The 21,746-nt window shown below is 33.7% G+C and carries 17 protein-coding genes and 1 riboswitch; of the genes, 16 read left to right on the forward strand and 1 reads right to left on the reverse strand.

Going from position 1 to position 21,746, the window contains the following annotated elements:
- Positions 1-322 precede the first annotated feature (322 nt).
- The 3 genes from DER71_RS05575 to DER71_RS05585 are packed head-to-tail and all read left to right on the forward strand — an operon-like array spanning position 323 to position 3,917.
- Complete coding sequence (locus DER71_RS05575; protein ID WP_158531690.1) at positions 323-1,297, forward strand: GGDEF domain-containing protein; 975 nt, start codon at positions 323-325, stop codon at positions 1,295-1,297.
- Positions 1,290-1,877, forward strand: a complete 588-nt coding sequence (locus DER71_RS05580) for an HD-GYP domain-containing protein (RefSeq protein WP_114457146.1) — start codon at positions 1,290-1,292, stop codon at positions 1,875-1,877. Before DER71_RS05575 ends, DER71_RS05580 begins: the two co-directional genes overlap by 8 nt.
- A gap of 30 nt (positions 1,878-1,907) precedes the next feature.
- Positions 1,908-3,917 (forward strand): methyl-accepting chemotaxis protein, encoded by a 2,010-nt coding sequence (locus DER71_RS05585; RefSeq protein WP_158531689.1) that lies wholly within the window; start codon positions 1,908-1,910, stop codon positions 3,915-3,917.
- A gap of 96 nt (positions 3,918-4,013) precedes the next feature.
- On the opposite strand, the gene DER71_RS05590 is transcribed toward DER71_RS05585, so the two are convergent.
- Positions 4,014-4,886 (reverse strand): LysR family transcriptional regulator, encoded by an 873-nt coding sequence (locus DER71_RS05590; protein ID WP_114474399.1) that lies wholly within the window; start codon positions 4,884-4,886, stop codon positions 4,014-4,016.
- A 164-nt stretch (positions 4,887-5,050) separates the two neighbouring features.
- Here DER71_RS05590 and DER71_RS05595 point away from each other — a divergent pair, with 164 nt between their 5' ends.
- The 13 genes from DER71_RS05595 to purH all read left to right on the forward strand — a co-directional run bounded on the left by DER71_RS05595 (position 5,051) and on the right by purH (position 21,406).
- Entirely contained in the window at positions 5,051-8,851 is a 3,801-nt protein-coding gene (locus tag DER71_RS05595) for a phosphoribosylformylglycinamidine synthase (protein WP_114457143.1), read from the forward strand.
- Between the two features lie 215 nt (positions 8,852-9,066).
- Positions 9,067-9,387, forward strand: coding sequence for a hypothetical protein (locus tag DER71_RS12200; RefSeq protein WP_233487379.1), 321 nt, complete (start codon positions 9,067-9,069; stop codon positions 9,385-9,387).
- Positions 9,388-9,413: 26 nt separating this feature from the next.
- The gene (locus DER71_RS12205) at positions 9,414-9,662 is read left to right on the forward strand and encodes a hypothetical protein (RefSeq protein ID WP_233486939.1); all 249 of its coding nucleotides are present in this window, start codon (positions 9,414-9,416) and stop codon (positions 9,660-9,662) included.
- 44 nt (positions 9,663-9,706) lie between these two features.
- Entirely contained in the window at positions 9,707-10,339 is a 633-nt protein-coding gene (locus tag DER71_RS12210) for a transposase (RefSeq protein ID WP_233486943.1), read from the forward strand.
- A gap of 97 nt (positions 10,340-10,436) precedes the next feature.
- A riboswitch (purine riboswitch) is annotated at positions 10,437-10,536 on the forward strand.
- 288 nt (positions 10,537-10,824) lie between these two features.
- Positions 10,825-12,096, forward strand: a complete 1,272-nt coding sequence (purD, locus tag DER71_RS05605; protein ID WP_114474400.1) for a phosphoribosylamine--glycine ligase — start codon at positions 10,825-10,827, stop codon at positions 12,094-12,096.
- A 139-nt stretch (positions 12,097-12,235) separates the two neighbouring features.
- Positions 12,236-13,399, forward strand: coding sequence for a 5-(carboxyamino)imidazole ribonucleotide synthase (locus DER71_RS05610; RefSeq protein ID WP_114474401.1), 1,164 nt, complete (start codon positions 12,236-12,238; stop codon positions 13,397-13,399).
- Between the two features lie 95 nt (positions 13,400-13,494).
- The gene (gene purE / locus DER71_RS05615) at positions 13,495-14,025 is read left to right on the forward strand and encodes a 5-(carboxyamino)imidazole ribonucleotide mutase (RefSeq protein WP_114474402.1); all 531 of its coding nucleotides are present in this window, start codon (positions 13,495-13,497) and stop codon (positions 14,023-14,025) included.
- Complete coding sequence (locus DER71_RS05620) at positions 14,015-15,427, forward strand: lyase family protein (protein WP_114457139.1); 1,413 nt, start codon at positions 14,015-14,017, stop codon at positions 15,425-15,427. Before purE ends, DER71_RS05620 begins: the two co-directional genes overlap by 11 nt.
- 2 nt (positions 15,428-15,429) lie before the next feature.
- The gene (gene purC / locus DER71_RS05625; protein WP_114457138.1) at positions 15,430-16,149 is read left to right on the forward strand and encodes a phosphoribosylaminoimidazolesuccinocarboxamide synthase; all 720 of its coding nucleotides are present in this window, start codon (positions 15,430-15,432) and stop codon (positions 16,147-16,149) included.
- Positions 16,150-16,511: 362 nt separating this feature from the next.
- Positions 16,512-17,987 carry an amidophosphoribosyltransferase gene (purF, locus tag DER71_RS05630; protein WP_114457137.1) on the forward strand — a complete coding sequence of 492 codons (1,476 nt, stop codon included), beginning with the start codon at positions 16,512-16,514 and terminating at the stop codon, positions 17,985-17,987.
- Between the two features lie 4 nt (positions 17,988-17,991).
- Positions 17,992-19,026, forward strand: a complete 1,035-nt coding sequence (gene purM, locus DER71_RS05635; protein WP_114457136.1) for a phosphoribosylformylglycinamidine cyclo-ligase — start codon at positions 17,992-17,994, stop codon at positions 19,024-19,026.
- Positions 19,027-19,039: 13 nt separating this feature from the next.
- Positions 19,040-19,645 (forward strand): phosphoribosylglycinamide formyltransferase, encoded by a 606-nt coding sequence (gene purN / locus DER71_RS05640; RefSeq protein ID WP_114457135.1) that lies wholly within the window; start codon positions 19,040-19,042, stop codon positions 19,643-19,645.
- Between the two features lie 183 nt (positions 19,646-19,828).
- Complete coding sequence (gene purH / locus DER71_RS05645; protein WP_114457134.1) at positions 19,829-21,406, forward strand: bifunctional phosphoribosylaminoimidazolecarboxamide formyltransferase/IMP cyclohydrolase; 1,578 nt, start codon at positions 19,829-19,831, stop codon at positions 21,404-21,406.
- The last annotated feature ends 340 nt before the right edge of the window (positions 21,407-21,746 follow it).

Genomic DNA, 21,746 nt, shown 5'->3' on the forward strand with positions numbered 1-21,746 from the left:
AGTTTGATTCATCAACTTATACAGCCAGATAATACACATTTTATAATTAAACATTTTTATCAGATATTTAAAATCAGCAGTGCTATATAGCTTTATGATATTTTAATTATATCATATTTAAGCATGGATACCCAAGTTTAAAGGCTTTGTTTGAGTAATATTTTTGTGAATTAGATTTATTTTAAATTATTTTAGATTTTTCTCAGTTTAATTATATTCGTTCCAATTATCTTGAAATTTACAATAAATTAACTTTTGCTTTACAAATATGCAAAAAAATAATGGTATGGTAATAATAAGAAATAAGAAAAGGGGTATAATAATGTTCCTTCATATTATTGGAGATATCGCCAGAGAGAATAATAGTGTTACAGTTTGCAGTTCAACTCAGACAAAAGAAGTTGTTAGTATTTTTAACGAAAGAAATATTCAGAGTATAGTGGTTCTTGATAATCAAACTGTTGTTGGACTGGTTATGAGAGATCATCTTTTTTATCGCCTTGGAAGTCAATTTGGCTATAATCTTTATATGAAAAAAAGAATTACAAAAGTTATGGATACTGATCCATTAATTGTAGATTATAATGATTCTGTTTTTAGAGTTTCAAATCTTGCTATGAATCGTCCTCAAGAAAAAATATATGATTCAATAATAGTATGTAAGGATAATTATTTTCATTCTATAATATCGATTAAAAATCTTCTTCTGGAAGTTTCAAAATTAAAGATAAAAGAGGCACGCAATGCTAATCCACTCACTGGATTACCGGGGAACTATATGATCGAATTAAAATTGAGAGAAAAAATTAAAGAAAAAGAAATTTTTTCTTTATTGTATATAGATCTTGATAATTTTAAAGCTTACAATGATAATTATGGATATCAAAAAGGTGATCAGATTTTAAAATTTACAGCTTCAATATTAAGGAAAACAGCTAAAGAAATCGCCCCAGACAGTTTTATTGGTCATATTGGTGGTGATGATTTTGTAGTAATTACAAATGTAGAATCTGATAGAAAATTTGCAGAAAGAGTAATTGAAAAATTTGATAAAAATGTAAAACAGTTTTTTAACAAAAGTGATATAGAAAAAGGATATATAACCTGCCTGGATAGGCAAAAAAGAATTGTAAATACACCGCTAACTTCTATCTCAATTGCTATCATATCAAATGAGTTTAGAAAGATAGAAAATTATTTAGAAGTAAGTGATAGAGCAGCTGAAATAAAAAAACTTGTAAAAGAAAAAATAGGAAGTAATTTTTTAAAAGACAGGAGAGAAAATATTAATGTATAATCTCGATTATATAAAAAATATTAAACTAAATTACAGCTATTCAGATTTATTAAAAAAAATAATTAAAGAAAATGATAATGATATATATATTCACAGTCAGAGGCTTAAAGAGCCGGCATATAGATTAGGAAAAATATTTGAATTTAATTCATCAGAAATAAAAGATTTACTGCTCCTTGCTGAGCTGCATGATGTAGGTAAAATTATAATTAGGAAAAGTATTTTAAACAAAGATGATTCTCTGGATAGCAAAGAATGGCAGAAGATTAGGGAACACCCTTTAGCAGGCTTTCAAATTGCCTATAACTCATTTACTTTAATGAATGTTGCTGAAGGGATATTAACTCATCATGAATGGTGGAATGGTAAAGGCTATCCTTTAGGATTAAAAAAAGAAGAAATTCCCTTAATGGCAAGAATAATATCAGTTGTTGATGCATATGATGTTATGAAATATGGACGGAAATACAAAAAAGCTATGAGCAAAAAAAAAATAATAGAAGAGCTTAAAAAATCATCAGGAGTTCAATTTGATCCTCTGGTAGTAAGGAAATTTGTTAATCTTATCTCAACAAAATAAAATATTTTAAGTTAAAATATTTAGGAGTTGGTGACTATTAAATTTGCTGAAAAAAAATTAAATTTTAATAAAAAAATACATAGTATAAAATTTAAGATAATTTTAGTTGTTATTATAATTGTTTGTCTTTCGCTTTTTACTTTAGGATATATTATCACAAAAAATATAAGCAGTGAAATTAAAGCAGAAACTCATAATAATAATTTAGAAATTGCAGGAATTATTGAAAATAAAACAAAAGAGTTTTTTCAAGGTGCAGAAAAATCTTTAAATAGAGTTGCTGAAAATTATGGAATTAGGTCTAACAATCAGCCTGATCTTGTTGCTAAAAGAAAATTTAGAGAAGAGATGAAAAATTATAATTATTTTAATGCTATGTTTTTTCTAGGTACTGATGGTACATATACCGTTTTATCAAATGAGCAAAATATTAATAATGATTTTTTACAAAGAAATTACTGGTTGAAGAAAGCAAGAAACAGAAAAGAATTTTTCTGGACATCAACTCACCTGGATATTACAGGCGGGAAAAATACTATCTCAGCAGTTAAGCCTGTTTTTGACTATTCAAATAATTTTATTGGAATAATAGGAGCTGATCTGTCGCCAGATAATTTAAGTGAAGTAATAAAATGGAAAATTGGAGAAAATGGTTTTGTATATTTGATAGATAATAAAGCTAAAGTAATAGCACATACTAATAAAAAATTATTAGAAAAAAAATTAGATATGAGCAGTTACCTTGATCTGAATCAATTATTTGCAAGTGATGATATAGAATTATTTTCGTATAATGGAGAAGAGTACCTACTTTCTCATATAAAAATAGATACTATTGGTGGGGCTTTAATGGCTCAGGTTCCTGCTGCTCAGGCCTATCAGCTGATAGATAAAATAAAAAAGATAATATTTATTAGTGCGTTAATAATAGTCATTATACTGATCACTCTGCTCTACATTTTTATACATAGAACTTTGATAGTTCCAATTTTAGATTTAAACAATAAGCTGAAGAAGACAGAAAAGGGAAATTTTGATTTAGACTTCAAGCTTGATAAAAAAGATGAGATTGCAGATTTAGCAAAAAGCTCTGGTGATTTAATTAATAAAATAAAAATGATGATAGATAATATTGAGAACTTATCCAGTCAAGTTAGTTTTTCTTCTGATAATATTAATAAAGCTACTTCTGGATTAATGAAATCAACACAATCAAATCAAAAAATCTTTGATAAAGTCAAAAATGCAGCTGACAGGCAGGAAAATAATATTGAAGAGGTTCACAAAAAAATTATCTCACTTAATAATGATATAAAAGAAATTAAGGAAAACAATGATACTTTAACTGATAGTTCTGTACTAATGAATGAAAAAACTGCTAAAGGTGAAAAAAGCATAAAGAATGTAAAAAAACAGATGAATATTATTAAAGAAAAAATTGATATAGTTTCTCAGGATATAGGATCTTTAGTCTCATTATCGGAAGATATAGATAATATTTTATCTATAATAAATGGAATTGCTGAGCAGACAAATCTATTGGCCTTAAATGCTTCAATAGAAGCTGCCAGGGCTGGTAATGCTGGCAGAGGATTTTCTGTAGTTGCAGAAGAAATTCGCGATCTTTCCGAAGAATCAAGAAATTCCGCAGAGAAAATATCAAAATTAATTGAGAAGATTAAAATTGAAACACATAAAGCTGGAGAAAATATGCGTTCTGGAAAAAAAGAGTTAAATAAGGGAATTGAAAGAGTAGAAACAAATAGCAAAAATTATTTAGAGATTAATAATTCACTTAAAAAAGTAAATAATGTTATAGATAAATCCTATCAATCGGCAGCAGATGCAGATGAAGCAGTAAAGGATATACTTGAGACAATGGAAGATATATCTAGAATCTCACAGAAAAATGCTGATTTATCATCAGAAGCACAGGAAAGAAGTGAAGACCAGCTTAATGAAATAAAAGATATTGATCAACAGTCAGAAAGCCTGATAAATATAGTAGAAAAATTAAAAAAATTGGTCAAAAGTGTTTAAAAAATTAAATTGACCGAAAAATGAGTTAGAGACGCAAATACCCTTTTTGTGGGAGAACCTTTAATGAACCTTAAATTTTTAAAATAAAGGTCAGGGTTAGAAAAGCTCAATAAATTTTTCGGCTGCATTTGTAAGTGGAATATTTTTATTTCTGATTACGGCTAATTTTCTTTTTGCAATTTTTTCTTTAATATCCAATTTGAAAAGGCCTTCTTTTTTAAGGTCCAGAGAATAATCAGGCACATATGCTATACCGAGTCCGATTTTAGCCATTTCTATCAAGAGGTCAACACTTCCCAACTCAATTTTAGCCTCAATTTCTATTCCATATTTATTTAAGTATTTTTCTAAAAATTTGCGAGTAGTTGTTTTCTCTTCCAGCATAAGAAGAGGATAACTGCTTAATTTTTTAAGATTTATTGTCTTTTTATTTAGTTCATTATATTCTTTTCCACTTATAAAAATATCATTAAAACTGTAAATTTCTTTAACCTTCATACTGGATGTTACTTTATCATTGGGAAGATTACTGATTATTAAATCAACAGTATTTTGTTTAAGAAGCTCTATACATGTACTTGAAGTTCTATTTGTGATAAGCAGGTGTATATTAGGATAGAGTTTATGAAATTTATTTAAATGTGGCAGCAAAAAATCTTTTGATATTGTATCATTTGCTCCAATATGAAGTTCTCCTCTTTGAAGAGCATTAATTTCTCTAATGCTTTTTTCTCCACTTTTTATCAGATTAAATGCCGGCTCAACATGCTCGAGCAGTAAACTACCAGATTTACTTAAACTAACATTTTTGGTTGAACGTATAAAAAGTTCTGTATTAAGTTCTTTTTCCAGGGATTTTATATTCTGGCTAACTGCTGACTGGGAAATATAGAGTTTAGAAGCTGCTTTTGAAAAACTTAAATATTTGGCCACAAAATAAAAGACCTTGTATAATTCATAATTAAGCATTAATTACCTCTCCTTATTAATTATATTAGAATTATTAATTTTACTTCTTAATTATATCAGAATATAATCAAATTGAAAAGAAAGACTGACACGGATGGATTTTACCCAAATTTTTAAAGATAGTAATAAAAATCCAATAATAATGCAAAAAAGGAGATTAAAAAATGTCAGAAATCAAGAGAGTTTATGTGGAAAAAAAAGATGACTATAATATAGAAGTAGAAAATATTTTAAGTGATTTTAAAGAAAGTTTATTACTTAATAAACTAGAAGATTTACGGATTTTAAATAGATATGATATTACAAATATTTCTGACTCAGCTTTTAAAGATGCCTGTAAAATAATTCTGGCAGAAGCACCTGTTGATAATCTATATTATGATAAACTAGAGATCAAAAAAGATGAAAAGATCTTTGCAGTAGAATATCTCCCCGGGCAATATGACCAGAGAGCCGATTCAGCAGAACAATGTATACAGATTCTAAACAGCAGAGAAAAGCCTCAGGTAAGAACAGCTCAGGTTTTTATCTTAAAAGGAGATATCTCTGATAAGGAAATCGAAAAAATAAAGGAATATTATATAAATCCGGTTGATTCTAGAGAAGCAAAATTAGAAAAACCCGATAAACTTAAAATAGATTATCATCTGCCAGAAAAAGTAGATATAATTGATGAATTTATTAATAAAGATGAAAAAGAATTAAATAAAATGATCGATAAATTAGGACTTGCCATGAGCATAGAAGATTTAAAACATATTCAAATATATTTTAGGGAGGAAGAAAGTAGAAATCCAACTATAACTGAAATTAGAGTTCTTGATACTTACTGGTCAGACCACTGCCGTCATACAACTTTTTTGACCGAAATTGAAGATGTCGAAATAGAAAAAAATGAATTTACTCAAGAAATAGAAAAAGCCTATAGGGAGTATCTGGCTGGAAGACAAAAAATATATGCTGGAAAAGAAAAAGATATTTCTTTAATGGATATTGCTCTGCTGGCAGGAAAAGAACTGAGAGCAGAAGGGAAACTTGAAGATTTGGAGATTTCAGATGAGGTTAATGCTGCAAGTATAGAGGTTAAAGTTGATGTTGATGGAAAAGAAGAAGACTGGTTAGTCATGTTCAAAAATGAAACACATAATCATCCGACCGAAATTGAACCATTTGGTGGAGCTGCAACCTGTCTGGGAGGAGCTATTAGAGATCCTCTGTCAGGGCGTTCTTATGTTTATCAGGCAATGCGTGTTACAGGAGCAGGTGATCCAAGAACTCCAGTAGAAAAAACATTAAACGGTAAACTGCCTCAAAAGAAGATTGTACAGGAAGCAGCAGAGGGATATAGTTCTTATGGAAATCAGATAGGACTTGCTACAGGTATAGTAGACGAAATATATGATGAAAAATATATTGCCAAACATATGGAAATAGGCGCGGTAATTTCTGCAGCCCCTAAAGAAAATGTAGTAAGAGGTAGTGCAGAAAATGGAGACAAGATAATTTTACTTGGGGGGAAAACTGGAAGAGATGGCTGTGGTGGAGCCACAGGTTCATCAAAAGTTCATACAGAAGATTCTATAGAAGAAAGCAGTGCGGAAGTACAGAAGGGTAATCCTCCCACTGAAAGAAAAATACAGAGATTATTTAGAAATCCTGAAGCAAGTCGAAAGATGAAAGTCTGTAATGATTTTGGAGCAGGAGGAGTTTCTGTAGCCATTGGTGAATTAGCAGATTCTCTTGAAATAGATTTAAATAAAGTGCCCAAAAAATATGAAGGGCTTGATGGAACAGAGCTTGCCATTTCAGAATCACAGGAGAGAATGGCAGTTGTAGTAGATAAAGATGATGTTAAAGAGTTTATAAAACTTGCTGAAGCAGAAAATCTTGAAGCAGCAGTTGTAGCAGAGGTAAAAGACAACAGACGATTAATAATGAAGTGGAATAATGATAATATTGTTGATTTAAGCAGAGCTTTTCTAAATACACATGGTGCTTCACAGAAAAGCAGAGTGAAAGTTAAAGAACCAGCAGCAGATAAAAATTATTTTAAAAATAGTATAAATAAAAGATTAAAAGGCACAGAAAATTTAAAAGAAAAATGGCTTAAAAATTTATCTGATATAAATGTGGCCAGCAAAAAAGGCTTAATAGAAAAATTTGATAGTACAGTTGGGGCTGGAACTGTCCTGATGCCTTTTGGAGGTAAATATCAGCTGACACCTTCTCAATCTATGGCAGCTAAAATACCGCTCATAAAAGGTGAAACAAATACAGCTACTATAATGAGCTATGGGTATAATCCTAAATTGACAACCTGGAGTCCTTTTCATGGGGCATTATATGCTGTGATAGAATCAATTGCAAAAATTACTGCTGCAGGTGGTGACTATAGAAACATTAGATTTACTTTTCAGGAGTATTTTGAACGCCTCTATGATAATCCAGAGCGCTGGGGAAAACCTTTTAGTGCATTACTTGGGGCATATTTTGCACAGAAGAGATTCGGATTACCTGCAGTTGGTGGTAAAGATAGTATGTCAGGAACATTTAAAGATATGGATGTACCTCCTACTTTGGTTTCTTTTGCAGTCTGTACAGCTGATGCCAATAAAATTATCTCAGCTGAGTTTAAAGAGGAAGGAAGCAGGATTGTATATTTACCTGTTGATAGGAAAAAAGATGAGCTGCCTGATATAGAAAAATTAAAAAATAATTATAAAAATGTTAAAGCTTTGATTGATGATGACAAAATCCTTTCAGCTTCTGCTGTCACTCTGGGAGGAATTGCAGAGGCTTTGAGCAAAATGAGCTTTGGTAATAAAATTGTTTTTAATTTAGAGCAGATAGAAAAAAAAGAAAAACTATTTACACCAGAATATGGTGCACTCATAATAGAGATCACAGAAGAAGTTGATTTAGATAGTTATTTTGATGATTATAAAATACTTGGTAGAACAGATATAGGAGAAAATTTAAAAATAGATGGGATTGAAATTCCTATTGAAGATGTTTTAAAAGCATGGAAAAATCCTCTAGAAAAAATATATCCAACTCAACCCAAACATGAGCAAAAAGATAAACTAGAAAGTGACGAAAAAATTAAGCCACTTAAATTTGAACCATACAAAAGAGATAAAGAATTGAGGGCAAGTATAAAAATTGCTCACCCTAATGTACTGATACCGGTCTTTCCTGGTACAAATTGCGAATATGATACAGCAAGACAATTTAGAGAAGCTGGGGGAAAAGTTGAGACCTTTGTATTTAAAAATCTAAATGAGAAACATATAGAAAATTCTATTAAAAAAATGGCTGATTTAATTAATCAATCACAGATAGTGGCTCTCCCTGGTGGTTTTAGCGCTGGAGATGAACCAGATGGTTCAGGAAAGTTTATAGCTGCTGTTTTTCGGAATTCAGTTATAAAAGAAGCAGTAATGAAATTATTAAATAAAAGAGATGGACTTATGCTGGGAATATGTAATGGTTTTCAGGCACTGATTAAACTAGGCCTTCTGCCATATGGAGAGATGCGAGAGCTTACAGATAGCTCTCCAACACTGACCTTTAATACAATAGGCAGACATGTCTCTACTATGGTCCATACCAGAATTGCGTCTGATAAATCTCCCTGGTTCAGCAGTGTAGAAGTTGGAGATATCCATACTGTTCCAGTTTCTCATGGTGAAGGGCGTTTTGTAGCTGATCTGAAGTTAATAGAAAAACTAAGAGCAAATGGTCAGATTGCTGCCCAGTATGTTGATTTTGAAGGAAATCCTTCTATGGATATAGAATTTAATCCTAATGGCTCAATGGCGGCAGTAGAAGCTATCAGCAGCCCTGATGGGAGAATACTGGGTAAAATGGCTCATTCGGAACGAATTGGCAGCAGTGTCTGCAAAAATATCCCAGGTCAAAAAGATCAGAAGATATTTAAAGCTGGTATAGATTATTTCAAATAATATTGAAACTCTGGAGTTCTAAATATAAGGAGTTTCCCCATTTTTTAAAATAGCAAAAACTCAAAGTTATCAACAGGCAAAATTGTGGATAAATCATCCTTGAGAAACTCTTAAAATAGGTTATCCACAGATTACGCAAAAAAGGTGAAACAAGCTCCTGTTTTTGGTATAATTAGTTTACAGAACAAAAAACACCAAAAAGGAGTTGTTTCACCGTGACTAATTATACCAAATTTATCTATGAAATGAAACGAAAAGTAACTAATTTCTCTAAAATAATTACTAAACAAATATCTAAACCTAAATCTAAATTCATTGCTCAAATGATTTATGGACTTTTGCAATCTCAATCAGTTCTTTTAAGTGAGATTTCTCGTGCTCAAAAAGAAAATATACTACTTAAAAAATCCATTGAAAGATTATCCAGAAATCTTGAAAACTTTGATGAGCAAGAGAAATTAATTGATGAATATATAAAAAAGTTAAGCCTCATATTAATGACAATACCGTTTTTTGTTGCGATAAATCAGATCTAGTTAAACCTCACAGCCATGAATTAGAATTGCTTGACAGGGTTAGAGATGGCAGTACTGGTGAAACAGAAAAAGGCTATGATACTTTTGAAATTGCTGCTTTAACTGAAAATAAAGAACTACCTGTTGAAATCTATTCTCGTATCTATTCAAGTCTGGAAAAAGGCTTTAAAAGTCAGAACATTGAAGCCTTTAATGGCCTAAATTTTGTAGAAAAACACTTTGGTAAAAAAGGTATCTATGCCCTTGATAGAGGCTATGATGCTAATAAATACTAAATAAATACTATGAATATTTTTCTAAAGTAAATAAAGATTTTGTAATTAGAGCAAAAGGAAATCGCAATGTCATCTATAAAGGCAAAAGCATAAATATAGAAAAGGTAGCTGCTCTTTACAAGGGAAAATATGCCTATTATTATAAAAATAAAAAGAATAAAGAACGACACTTAAAATTCAGCTATGCTCCGATTAAATTGCCAGCCTTAAAAGATAAAGAGCTGACTCTTGTAATTATTAGAGGTCTAGGTAAAAAACCTATGCTTTTGATTAGTAATGTAAAACCCAAGACCAAAAAACTTACTCTGGCAATCTTAAAATATTATATTAAAAGATGGAAAATAGAAGAATATTTTAGATTCAAAAAGCAAAAATTTGATTTAGAAAATTTCAGAGTTAGATCAATAAAAAGAATTAGAAATCTGGACTTAATTTTATCAATAACCATAGGATTTCTAGCTCTATTTTCAGATAAAAAACGAAAGACAAAACTAAGAATAATAGTTAAGAAAGTTTCAGAAAGAATCTATGATATTCCAGAGTTTGATTATTATGCATTAGCTGATGGAATCAAAGAAATATTGTCTAAATCATATACTGGAATAGCTGCATTTTTAAAGAGTTATTACAAAAAACAACGATCACAAAATCATTTAAGGCTTTTCTTATCCTTGTGACAGTAAGAATAGCTTTTGCTATTTTAAAAAATGGGGAAAGTCTATCTAAATATAAATTGACTTATTGAATACCATCTGTTAAGATGGGGTTGTAAAAATAAAAACTTAATCTGTACCTCATATAAAGGTGGGAATATGGCTCACAAGTCTCTACCGAACACCGTAAATGTTCGACTATGAGGGAAGTGTACCTAGGTTTCCGTGGTAAATTATACTTCTTATTTCTATTTTTTGGTTTAAAATAATCTTCAGCATTTTAAAAATATAGGAAATTTAAGGAGTTGTTTTTGCTGGCTGGTCCAAGCGGTACAGATATTAATATATTACACCGAAGGGATAAAAGCCCAGGCGGGGAGGTTCTACTCATTGAAAGTAGAGTCTTCCTACCTGGGCTCTTTTTATTTTGTAAGTAGGTACCCGGTACTAAAAACGCATCTAGGTACCAATTGTACCTGGTACCAATAAATTAAACTGGGAGTGATAGAATGAAAATTCTTCTCATCGGCAGTGGTGGAAGAGAACATGCACTGGCCTGGAAAATAACTCAAAGCAGCAGAGTAGAAAAATTATATACAGCAGCAGGTAATCCTGGTACTGAAGAGTTTGGGGAAAATATATGTATAGCTGAAAATAATAAAGAAGCACTTCTCGAATTTGCTTTAAAAGAAAAGATTGATCTTACAGTAGTTGGACCTGAAGCACCTCTGGCGGCAGGAATAGCTGATCTTTTTGAGAAACACGGACTTAATGTTTTTGGACCCAATCAGAGAGCTGCCCGATTGGAGAGTTCTAAAGTATTTTCTAAAAAACTAATGCAGAAATATCAGATTCCGACTGCAGAATATAAGAGTTTCACAGAAGCAGAAAAAGCAGTAGCATATATAAAAGAAAAAGGTGCTCCAATAGTAGTTAAAGCTTCTGGACTTGCTGCAGGAAAAGGAGTTATAGTAGCTCAAACAGAGGAAGAAGCAGTAAAAGCAGTTGAAGTAATAATGAGGGATGAAAAATATGGTCAGGCTGGAAATAAAATTGTAATAGAAGAATTTTTAGAGGGAGAAGAAGCGACAATTCTTGCCTTTTGTGATGGGAAAAGCATCAGAGCAATGATTCCATCCCAGGATCATAAAGCGGTTTATGATGGTGATAAAGGTCCAAATACAGGTGGTATGGGAGCTTATGCACCGGCTCCAGTTGTAACTGCTCAGATAAGAAAAATTTTTAAAAATGAAATTATGGAGCCGACACTGGGTGCTCTACAGAGTGAAGGTATTGATTATAAAGGTATAATTTATTTTGGTCTGATGATTAAAGATGGAAAAGCAAAAGTTTTAGAATATAATGTCCGCTTTGGTGATCCAGAAGCACAGGTAGTTCTGCCGCTTTTAGAAACAGACCTGGTAGATATTATGGAAGCAGTGCTGAAGGAGGAGCTTGATAAAGTTGAAATTAAGTGGAAAAATCAAAAAGCTCTCTGTGTGGTAATGGCCTCTGGAGGTTATCCTGTAGAGTATAAAAAGGGTAAAGAAATTACAGGGATTAAGGAAGCCGATTCGTCTGCAGATATAATTGTTTTTCAGGCAGGAACCAGACTAAAAGATGGAAAACTGATGACAGATGGCGGTAGAGTACTTGCTGTTACAGCCCTGGGGAATAGTTTTGAAGAAGTAATAGAAAGAGCCTATAAGGGTACAAAAAAAATTTATTTTGCTGATTATCATATTAGAAATGATATTGGCCGGAAAGCATTGGAGAAGTAATAATTAATTTATGTGGATGATATTATTCCAGTAAATCATATATAGTTTAAGCTTTCTTTATACATTCTCGATAAATCTTAAAAGATAGATATTGAATTGTTATTTTAAAGATATATTTATTTTAGCGGGAGGTTATAATTTGGAATTTAAAGATAAAACCAGGCAAAAAATCGGAATTATCGGTGGTGGACAGCTGGGTAAAATGATGATTTTAGAAGCTAAGAAAATGGGCTTTTATGTTGCAATTTTAGATCCCACAAAAAAATGTCCGGCACACAGTATTGCTGATCAGCACCTTATTGCTGATTTTAATGATCAGGAAGCAATTAGAAAACTTGCAGAAAAATCAGATTTAATAACCTATGAATTTGAACATATAGATATTGAGGTTTTAAAAGAATTAGAAAGTAAAGGATATAAGATTTATCCGACAGCCCGCAGTTTAGAAATTATTCAAAACAAGTATCATCAAAAAAACGTTTTAAAACAGAACCAGATAGGTGTGCCGGAATTTAAAAAAATTGGGAGTCCTGATGATATTAAAGAAGCTGCTCAAGAATTTGGCTATCCACTGATGTTAAAAAGTTGTACAGGTGGTTATGATGGTAAGGGAAATGCTTTAATTAACAGTCAGGCTGAAGTAGAAAATTCTTTTCGAGAACTGGGAGAAGGAACAACTCCGCTGATGGTGGAAGAATATATTCCTTTTAAAAAAGAAATTTCTATTATAGCAGCTCGAGGCTTAACTGGTGAGATGGAAGTTTATCCAGTGGGAGAAAATAACCATCAGGATAATATTTTATATGAAACAAAGGTACCAGCTCAGATTTCAGCTAAGCTAAAAAAAGAAGTGGAAGAATTTGCCATAGAAGTACTCAAAGTTTTTGATGGAATAGGAATTTTTTGTGTAGAAATGTTTGTCACAGAAGATGATCAGCTTTTGGTAAATGAAATTGCACCCAGGCCGCATAATTCAGGTCATTATACAATTGAAGGCTGTGTAACTTCTCAGTTTGAACAGCATATCAGAGCAATTACCGCACTGCCGCTTGGAGACGCTGCTTTGCTGAGACCAGCAGTAATGCACAATATTTTGGGCAGTGGAAAAACTGGAAAAGCAGAGATAATCGGACTTGAGTCAGCCCTTTCAGTCGAAGGAGTAAAAGTTCATATTTATCAGAAGATTATTTCCAGGCCTGGGCGAAAAATGGGCCATCTTACAGTTACAGCAGATAGTTTAGAAATAGCTGCTGAGAAAGCTTTAAAAGCCAGTCAGCTAATTGAAATTAAAGGTGAAATTTAATTTGAAGTTAAAGCGGCTAATTAAAAAATAGAAGATGATAAAATTTGAAAATAAAGATAGAGTATATTAGCAAAAAATTAGGGAGGTAAAATTTGATGAAACCTAAAGTAGGAGTTATTATGGGCAGTGATTCTGATCTGCCGGTAATGAAAGAGGCAGCAGAAGTTTTAGATCAATTTGAGGTAGAATATGAACTTACAGTTGTATCAGCTCACCGTACACCTGATAGATTATATAATTATGCAGAAACAGCAGAAGAAAAAGGTTTAGATGTAATTATTGCAGGAGCCGGAGGGGCAGCTCATCTGCCGGGAATGATGGCAGCTGTGACAGCTGTACCTGTAATTGGTGTTCCGGTTAAAACTTCAAAATTAAGTGGACTTGATTCACTTTACTCAATAGTACAGATGCCCCCAGGAGTTCCGGTAGCAACAGTTGCTATCAATGGGGCCAAAAATGCAGCCTTACTGGCAGTTCAGATTTTAGCCCGCAGTGATGAAAAATTGAATGAAAAGCAGAAAGATTACCGCCAGAAAATGAAAGAAAAAGTACTGGCTGCAGCCGAAAAAGTAGAAGATATGGGATATGCAGAGTATCTTGAGAGGAGCGAAAAATTTGCAGACTAGAGATATTTTTGCCAATATAAGTCCCCTTGACCACCGTTATTCAAGGCAAAAAAAAGATTTTGATCAAATTGGAAAATATCTTTCGGAAAATGCAGCAATTGCTTTTCAGGCAGAAGTAGAACTGGCCCTGGTTAAGGTTCTGACTGCTCGAGGTATGGCACCGGAGCAGGCTCCAGCTGAAGTGGAAGAGGCGATTGAAAAATTAACAACAGAAGAAGTTTACGAAGAGGAAGCAAAGACCAAACATAATATTCGCGCTTTAGTTAACTGTATTCAAAAAAAGGTAAGTAAAAAGACCCGCCCTTATATTCACTTTACAGCTACTTCTTATGATATTGTAGATACAGCAAACTCCCTCCGCTATCAGAAAGCGGCTAAAGAACTAATTTTACCTAAATTAAAAAAACTCCATAAAAGCTGGGCGGAAATTGCTCTGCGCGAAAAAGATAGTGTACAGATTGGAAGAACTCACGGCCAGCATGCAGTACCAGTGACCTTTGGTTTTACCACTGCTGAATATGTGGCCCGCCTGGGAGAAAGAATAGAAGAAATTGAAGCAAAAGCAGATAAACTTGTCGGTAAATTTGCAGGGGCAGTTGGGGCCTATAATGCCAGCAGTATCTTTTTTGATGATCCAGAGGAATTCGAAAAAGAAGTTTTATCTGAACTCGGTCTAAAACCAGGAGAACATTCAACTCAAATAGTCCAGGCTGAGCCGATGACAGATTTTATTCACTCTCTCGTTTCAACCTTTAGTGTTCTGGCAGCCTTTGCTGATGATATGCGCCAGCTGCAGCGCTCGGAAATTGCAGAAATTGGAGAGCATTTTGCTAAAGATCAGGTTGGCTCTTCAACTATGCCTCACAAACGCAATCCAATTAACTATGAAAATGTAAAGAGTCTCTGGAAGGCCTTTATGCCCCAGATGATAACAGTTTATATGGACCAGTTATCTGAGCATCAGCGAGATTTGACCAATTCAGCTTCAGCCCGATTTATTCCTGAATTGATTACTGCACTGCTATCGGCGGCAGATCGTTTAACAAGAGTCAGTTCTAAAATGGTAGTTGATATGGAAAATATTAAGAAAAACTTTGAACAGAATAAAAAGATGATTGTGGCTGAACCTTTATATATTTTACTTGCAGCAGCCGGTCATCCTGATGCACATGAAGCAGTTCGTAAGCTGACATTAAAAGCCCAGGATACAGATCTTTCTTTGAGAGAACTGGTTGATCAGAGTCAGGAACTAAAAGGTTACTGGGAGAAATTTACTAAAAGACAGAAAGAATTAATTTTAGAGCCGGAAAAATATACAGGTATAGCAGCTGAAAAAACAGAAAAGATAGTAAAAAACTGGCAGCAAAAATTTGACTATGATCTCAAAGTGGAGGTTTTATAAAGATGGAGAAAAGGAAAATGATCTATGAAGGTAAAGCTAAACAAATTTTTAGCACTGACAGGGATGACCAGGTAATTGTACATTTTAAAGATGATGCAACTGCCTTTAACGGTCAAAAAAAAGGGCAGATAGCTGAAAAGGGAAAGATTAATAATAAGATCAGCAATTTCTTTTTTAAGCTTTTAGAAGAAAAAGGGATTAAAACACATTTAATAGAAGAGCTAAATGAACGGGATTCACTGGTTAAAAAAGTTAAAATTATTCCCCTGGAAGTAGTGATGCGCAATGTTGCAGCCGGCAGTCTAGCCAAAAGACTTGGACTGGAAGAGGGAACTCAGCTTAAACAGACAGTAATGGAATTTTATTTTAAAGATGATGATCTGGGTGATCCTTTAATCAATGTTTCTCATATTGAACTGATGGGATTTGTGGATAAAGAAGAACTGGAAAAATTAGCTGCTCTGGCTCATAAAATAAATGATATATTAGTTCAGTTTTTAAAAACACGAAATGTGGAGCTGGTTGATTTTAAGCTTGAATTTGGCAAAACTGAAGATGGAGAAATTATTCTTGCTGATGAAATTACTCCTGATACCTGCCGCTTCTGGGACAGTGAGACAAAAGAAAAGCTGGATAAAGACCGCTTTCGCCGTGACCTTGGTGATGTAGAAGCGGCCTATCATGAAATGTATAAGCGGATTACCGGCCAGGACTGGAAATAAGCTTCAACGCGAGTTGATATTTTAATTATTTTTTGAAATCAGATATATTTGCCTCTATTATACTTTTATTATTCAACTAAAATTCTTTTTTCGGTCTAAATAGCACTACCTAATCAATGCCACCTCCTGTGGCATGATTAGCTCCGGGCGTCCTGCCCTCCGGTGCTATTTATTCCTTATAAGAATTAAGTTGAATTGAAATAAAACTATAGAGTCGTTAAATATATTCTTCTTTCAAAAAATGAATATAAACATAACTTTATAGAAGCTTATTTCCAGCCTGTCGGTAGTTGGATCAGGGATAAGATTGATTTTAAAATTAATTTTTAATTATGTTTTTAGCATTAAAGGGAGGAAAATTAATGAGAGAAAGCTGTAATTTCTCTAAAAAAGCAGATAAAGTTCAGCCGGATGCAAATGATTTAAAATTAACTCAGGCTGAGCTAAATGAAGATAAAATGACAGAAGAATGTGGAATTTTTGGTATTTTTAATGCTGATGGTGAAAGCAGTGCGGCTGAATTAACCTATCTTGGTTTAATTGCTCTGCAGCACAGAGGACAGGAAAGTGCGGGTATCTGTGCCAATCATCAGGGGGAATTCAATCTGCATAAAGGTATGGGTCTTGTAGAAAGTGTTTTCAAAAAAGATGATATTAAAAATTTAAGGGGAGAAATGGCTGTAGGCCATGTGAGATATTCGACCAGTGGCTCCAGCAAACTTTCAAATGCTCAGCCAATTTTGATTAACAGTGTTAAAGGTGATCTGGCACTGGCTCACAATGGGAATTTGGCCAATGGAGCAGAGCTGAGAAATAATCTGGAGCAGAATGGGTCGATTTTTCATTCTACTTTAGATACTGAAGTGATTGCTCATCTGGTGGCCCGCTCCTTTGAAAATAATATAGTAGAAGCTTTAATTCAGAGTTTACACCAGTTGAAAGGTGGATTTTCTCTGGTAGCAATGACTGGAAGTGAGCTGGTTGCTATTAGAGACCCGCGCGGTTTTAGGCCTCTTTCAATTGGAAAGCTGGATGATAGCTATATTGTTGCCTCAGAAAGCTGTGCTTTTGATATTATTGGAGCTGATTTTATACGGGATGTTGCTCCTGGTGAGGTTGTTGTAATTGACAAAGATGGAATTAAAAGCAGGCGTTATACCGGTGAAAATGGAACCAGTCTCTGTGTTTTTGAGTATATTTATTTTGCGCGTCCTGACAGTAATATAGCCGGTCAGAATGTGCTGCTGGCCAGAAAAGAAATGGGTAAACAGCTGGCCAGAGAGATGGATGTTGAAGCAGATATTGTAGTACCTGTTCCTGATTCTGGAATGGCAGCAGCTCTCGGTTTTTCCGAAGAATCTGGAATACCCTATGCCCAGGGTATTTTGAGAAACCGTTATATGGGAAGAACATTTATTCAGCCAACTCAGGAAATTAGAGATTTAAAAGTAAGGCTTAAGCTTTCTCCGATAAAAGAAATAATAGCAGATAAAAGAGTGATATTAATAGATGATTCCATTGTTAGAGGTACAACCAGCAAACAAATAATTGGGCGAATAAAAGAAGCAGGAGCAAAAGAAGTTCATATGGCTATTTCTTCACCACCTGTTGAATATCCCTGTTATTTTGGTCTTGATACATCCCGCCGTCAGGAACTAATTGCCAGCAGAAATTCTGTTGAAGAAATAAGTGAAAGTATTGGAGCTGACAGTCTTCACTATTTAAGCCAGGCAGGTATGCTAAAATCAATTAAAACTGATGTTGAGCTGGGATTTTGTACAGCCTGTTTTGATGGTGATTACCCAATAGACAGCCGTTATTTAAGTGAGGAGGAATAAATCTGTGGGTTTAGATTACAAAAAAGCTGGAGTTGATATAGATGCCGGCAATAAAGCTGTTGAGATGATAAAAAAAGATGTGCAGTCGACCTTTGGACCGGGGGTTATGACAGACCTGGGTGGATTTGGTGGTCTTTTTAAACCTGATTTAAGTGGTTATAAAAATCCGGTTTTAGTTTCAGGAACAGATGGAGTTGGAACAAAACTCAAGCTGGCCTTTAAGCTGGATATACATGATACAATAGGTATTGATTTAGTTGCTATGTCAGTTAATGATATTCTGGCTCAGGGGGCCCAACCTTTATTTTTTCTCGATTATCTGGCAATAGGGAAACTTAAACCAGAAAAAACTGCTGAGATTGTAAAAGGAATTGTGGCCGGATGTAAAGAAGCCGGGGCTGCTCTAATTGGTGGAGAAACTGCTGAAATGCCTGGATTTTATAAAACAGGTGAGTATGATCTGGCAGGTTTTGCAGTTGGAATTGTGGATCAGGATCAGATTATTACTGGTAAGGATATTAAAAAGGGAGATTTAATAATTGGACTTAAATCAAGTGGACTGCACAGCAATGGTTTTACACTTGCCAGAGAGGCACTTTTTGAAAAAGCGGGCTGTGTCTATACTGCAGAATTTGAAGGCCTGGATGATAATTTGGGGAAAGAACTGCTCAGACCAACTAAAATTTATGTAAAAACTGTTCTTGCTCTGCTGAAAAAATATAAAATTAACGGGATTGCCCATATTACTGGTGGTGGCTTAATTGAAAATCTGCCCCGTATTATTCCGGATGGTCTAAAAGCTGAAATCAAAAAAAGAAGCTGGCAGCCACCCAAAATTTTTAAATTAATTCAGCAGGCTGGAGAAATAGAGGAAAAAGAAATGTACAGAACCTTTAATATGGGAATCGGAATGTGTTTGGTCATCAAAAGTGAAGGTAAAGATTGTATTTTGGATCAATTAGAAGAAATGGGAGAAGAAGCCTGTTTGATTGGAGAAATAAAAGCAGGAGCTGGAGACCCATCTCTAGAAATAAATTAAAGAAGGTGCAGAAGTGCTTAAACTAGCTGTTTTTGCTTCAGGTAGGGGTTCAAATTTTCAATCAATTATTGATCATATCAAAAGAGGGGAAATTTCGGCAGAAGTTAAATTGTTAATAAGTGATAATCAAGAAGCCGGTGTTTTAAAAAGAGCAGAGAATGAAGGGATAGAACATTTATATATTGATCCTGGCCATTTTGATTCAAAGCAAGAATATGAAAAAAAGCTGATTGTGCTTTTAAATAATGCTGGCGTAGAACTAGTAGTTTTAGCAGGATATATGAGGATTTTATCACCACTTTTTGTTAAATATTTTCAAAATCAGATTATCAATATCCATCCATCACTTTTACCGGCCTTTAAGGGACTTAATGCTCAAAAACAGGCGGTTGATTATGGAGTTAAATACAGCGGCTGTACTGTACATTTTGTTGATCAGGGAATGGATACCGGCCCAATTATAAAGCAGTCAGTGGTAGAAGTTAAAGATAATGATAGTGCTGATGATCTGGCAGCGAGAATCCTAAAAGAAGAACATAAGATTTATCCTGAGGCAGTAAAATTGATTGCAGAAGGTAAAATTAAAATTGAAGGAAGAAAAGTTAAAATTTTAAAATAAAAACTTAAATTGCTATAAAACAAAAAGGGATGAAGTACACAATGTTAGAGTGTTACTCTTTTAAAAGAGCCGCAATGTACTCCATCCCAAATAAATTATATCAAAAGACAAAATGAAGTACAAATTATTTAGTTTGATTAGTTTCTATAATTTAGAATAACACAATAGGGAGGAAAAATAACTTTGTCTAAAATTAAAAGAGCATTGTTAAGTGTTTCCAATAAGGACGGTATTGTTGATTTTGCCAGAGGCTTAAAAAAATTTGGAGTAGAAATCATTTCAACAGGTGGTACAGGCAGACTGTTAAAAGAAAATGGCATAGAAGTGACAGATATTGACCAGATAACTAATTTTCCAGAAATGATGGATGGAAGGGTAAAAACTCTACACCCGGCAGTTCATGGCGGTATACTTGCTGTAAGAGATAATAAAGAGCATTTAAAAGAAATTGAAGCTCAAAATATTGAAACAATTGATCTAGTTGTCTGTAATCTTTATCCCTTTGCAGAAACTATTGCTGAAGAAAATGTTACTCTGGAAGAAGCAATAGAAAATATTGATATCGGTGGTCCAACAATGATTCGTTCAGCTGCCAAAAACAATAATGATGTGGCAGTAGTTGTAGATCCGGCTGACTATGATGAGCTTTTAGCAGAGATGGAAGTTGGGAGTGGTGGACTAACAAAAACTGAGAAACTAAAATTAGCTTATAAAGCTTTTCGCCATACAGCTGAATATGATTACAGAATACAGAAATACTTAGGAGAAATTGTGCTGGATGAAGAAGAGAAAAAAGAATTTCCTGAAACATTATTTGACCACTATGAGAAGAGAGAAGACCTCCGCTATGGAGAAAATCCACATCAGAAGGCAGCCTTTTACCTAGCAGAAGAGCAGAATGAGCCTTCAATTTCTACTGCTGAGCAGCTGCACGGAAAAGGAATGTCCTATAATAACATAAATGACACAGATGGGGCTTTAGAATTGATTAAAGAATTTAAAACTAAACCAGCAGCAGCAGTGATTAAACATGCCAATCCCTGTGGACTGGCGGCAGCTGATAATTTAAAAGATGCTTTTGTTAATGCATATGCAGGGGATCCACTTTCTGCTTTTGGTTCAATCATAGCTGTCAATAGAATAATTGATGCTGCTACAGCCAGAGAGATTGCTGATGAGGATAAATTTATTGAAGTTGTAATTGCTCCTGATTATCAAGATGATGCACTAAGAATTTTAAAAGAACGTTCTGATAATATGCGTATTTTAAGAACTGGAGATCTTTATATTAATTATGAAAAACCTGGTTACAGTATGAAAAAAGTGACAGGTGGCCTCTTGGTTCAGCACAGAGATCTGGCTCAAGCCACAGCTGAAGATTTAGAAATAGTTACTGATGAGGTGCCGACAGATGATCAGATTGAAGATTTGTTATTTGCCTGGAAAGCGGTAAAACACGTAAAGTCAAATGCAATTGTGATGGCAAAGAATGAAATGGTGGTTGGAGTTGGAGCAGGTCAAATGAGCAGAGTCGATTCTATGGTTATAGCAGGCAGAAAAGCAGAAGGACGTCAGGAAGGTGGAGCTGCAGCATCAGATGCCTTTTTTCCATTCCCTGATGCTGTAGAAAAGGCAGCTGAACTGGGAATTAAAGCAATTATTCAACCTGGTGGCTCAATTCGTGATGATCAGATAATTGAAACCTGTAATAAGCTGGGAATTTCCATGGTATTTACAGGTAAAAGGCATTTTAGGCATTGAACAATGATTATAAACTTATATATGGTTCTTCCACCAAAAGTTTATTTGCATTTCTAACTCATTTTTCGATCAAACTAAAATTTGTTGACAAGATAAATAAAGACTTTCTAATCAAATGAGACGTCCTGCCTCAGGATTAGCATCATGTGCTGAGGTCTTATTTTTCTTTCTAAATTCCTGCATCCTTTTTTGTAATTTAATTTAAAAAATAGGGAAAGTTTGTAAAATAAACTGGACTTTCCCCCTTTTTTATATACTGCTGCAAAAAGGGGAGATGCAGGAATATTGAAATTTTTAGTCAATGAATCTTAACGAAATGAAGGAAGAAATAGGGTTGAAC

It is taken from the genome of Halanaerobium sp. DL-01, assembly GCF_003338615.1.
Lineage (GTDB): Bacteria > Bacillota > Halanaerobiia > Halanaerobiales > Halanaerobiaceae > QPJE01.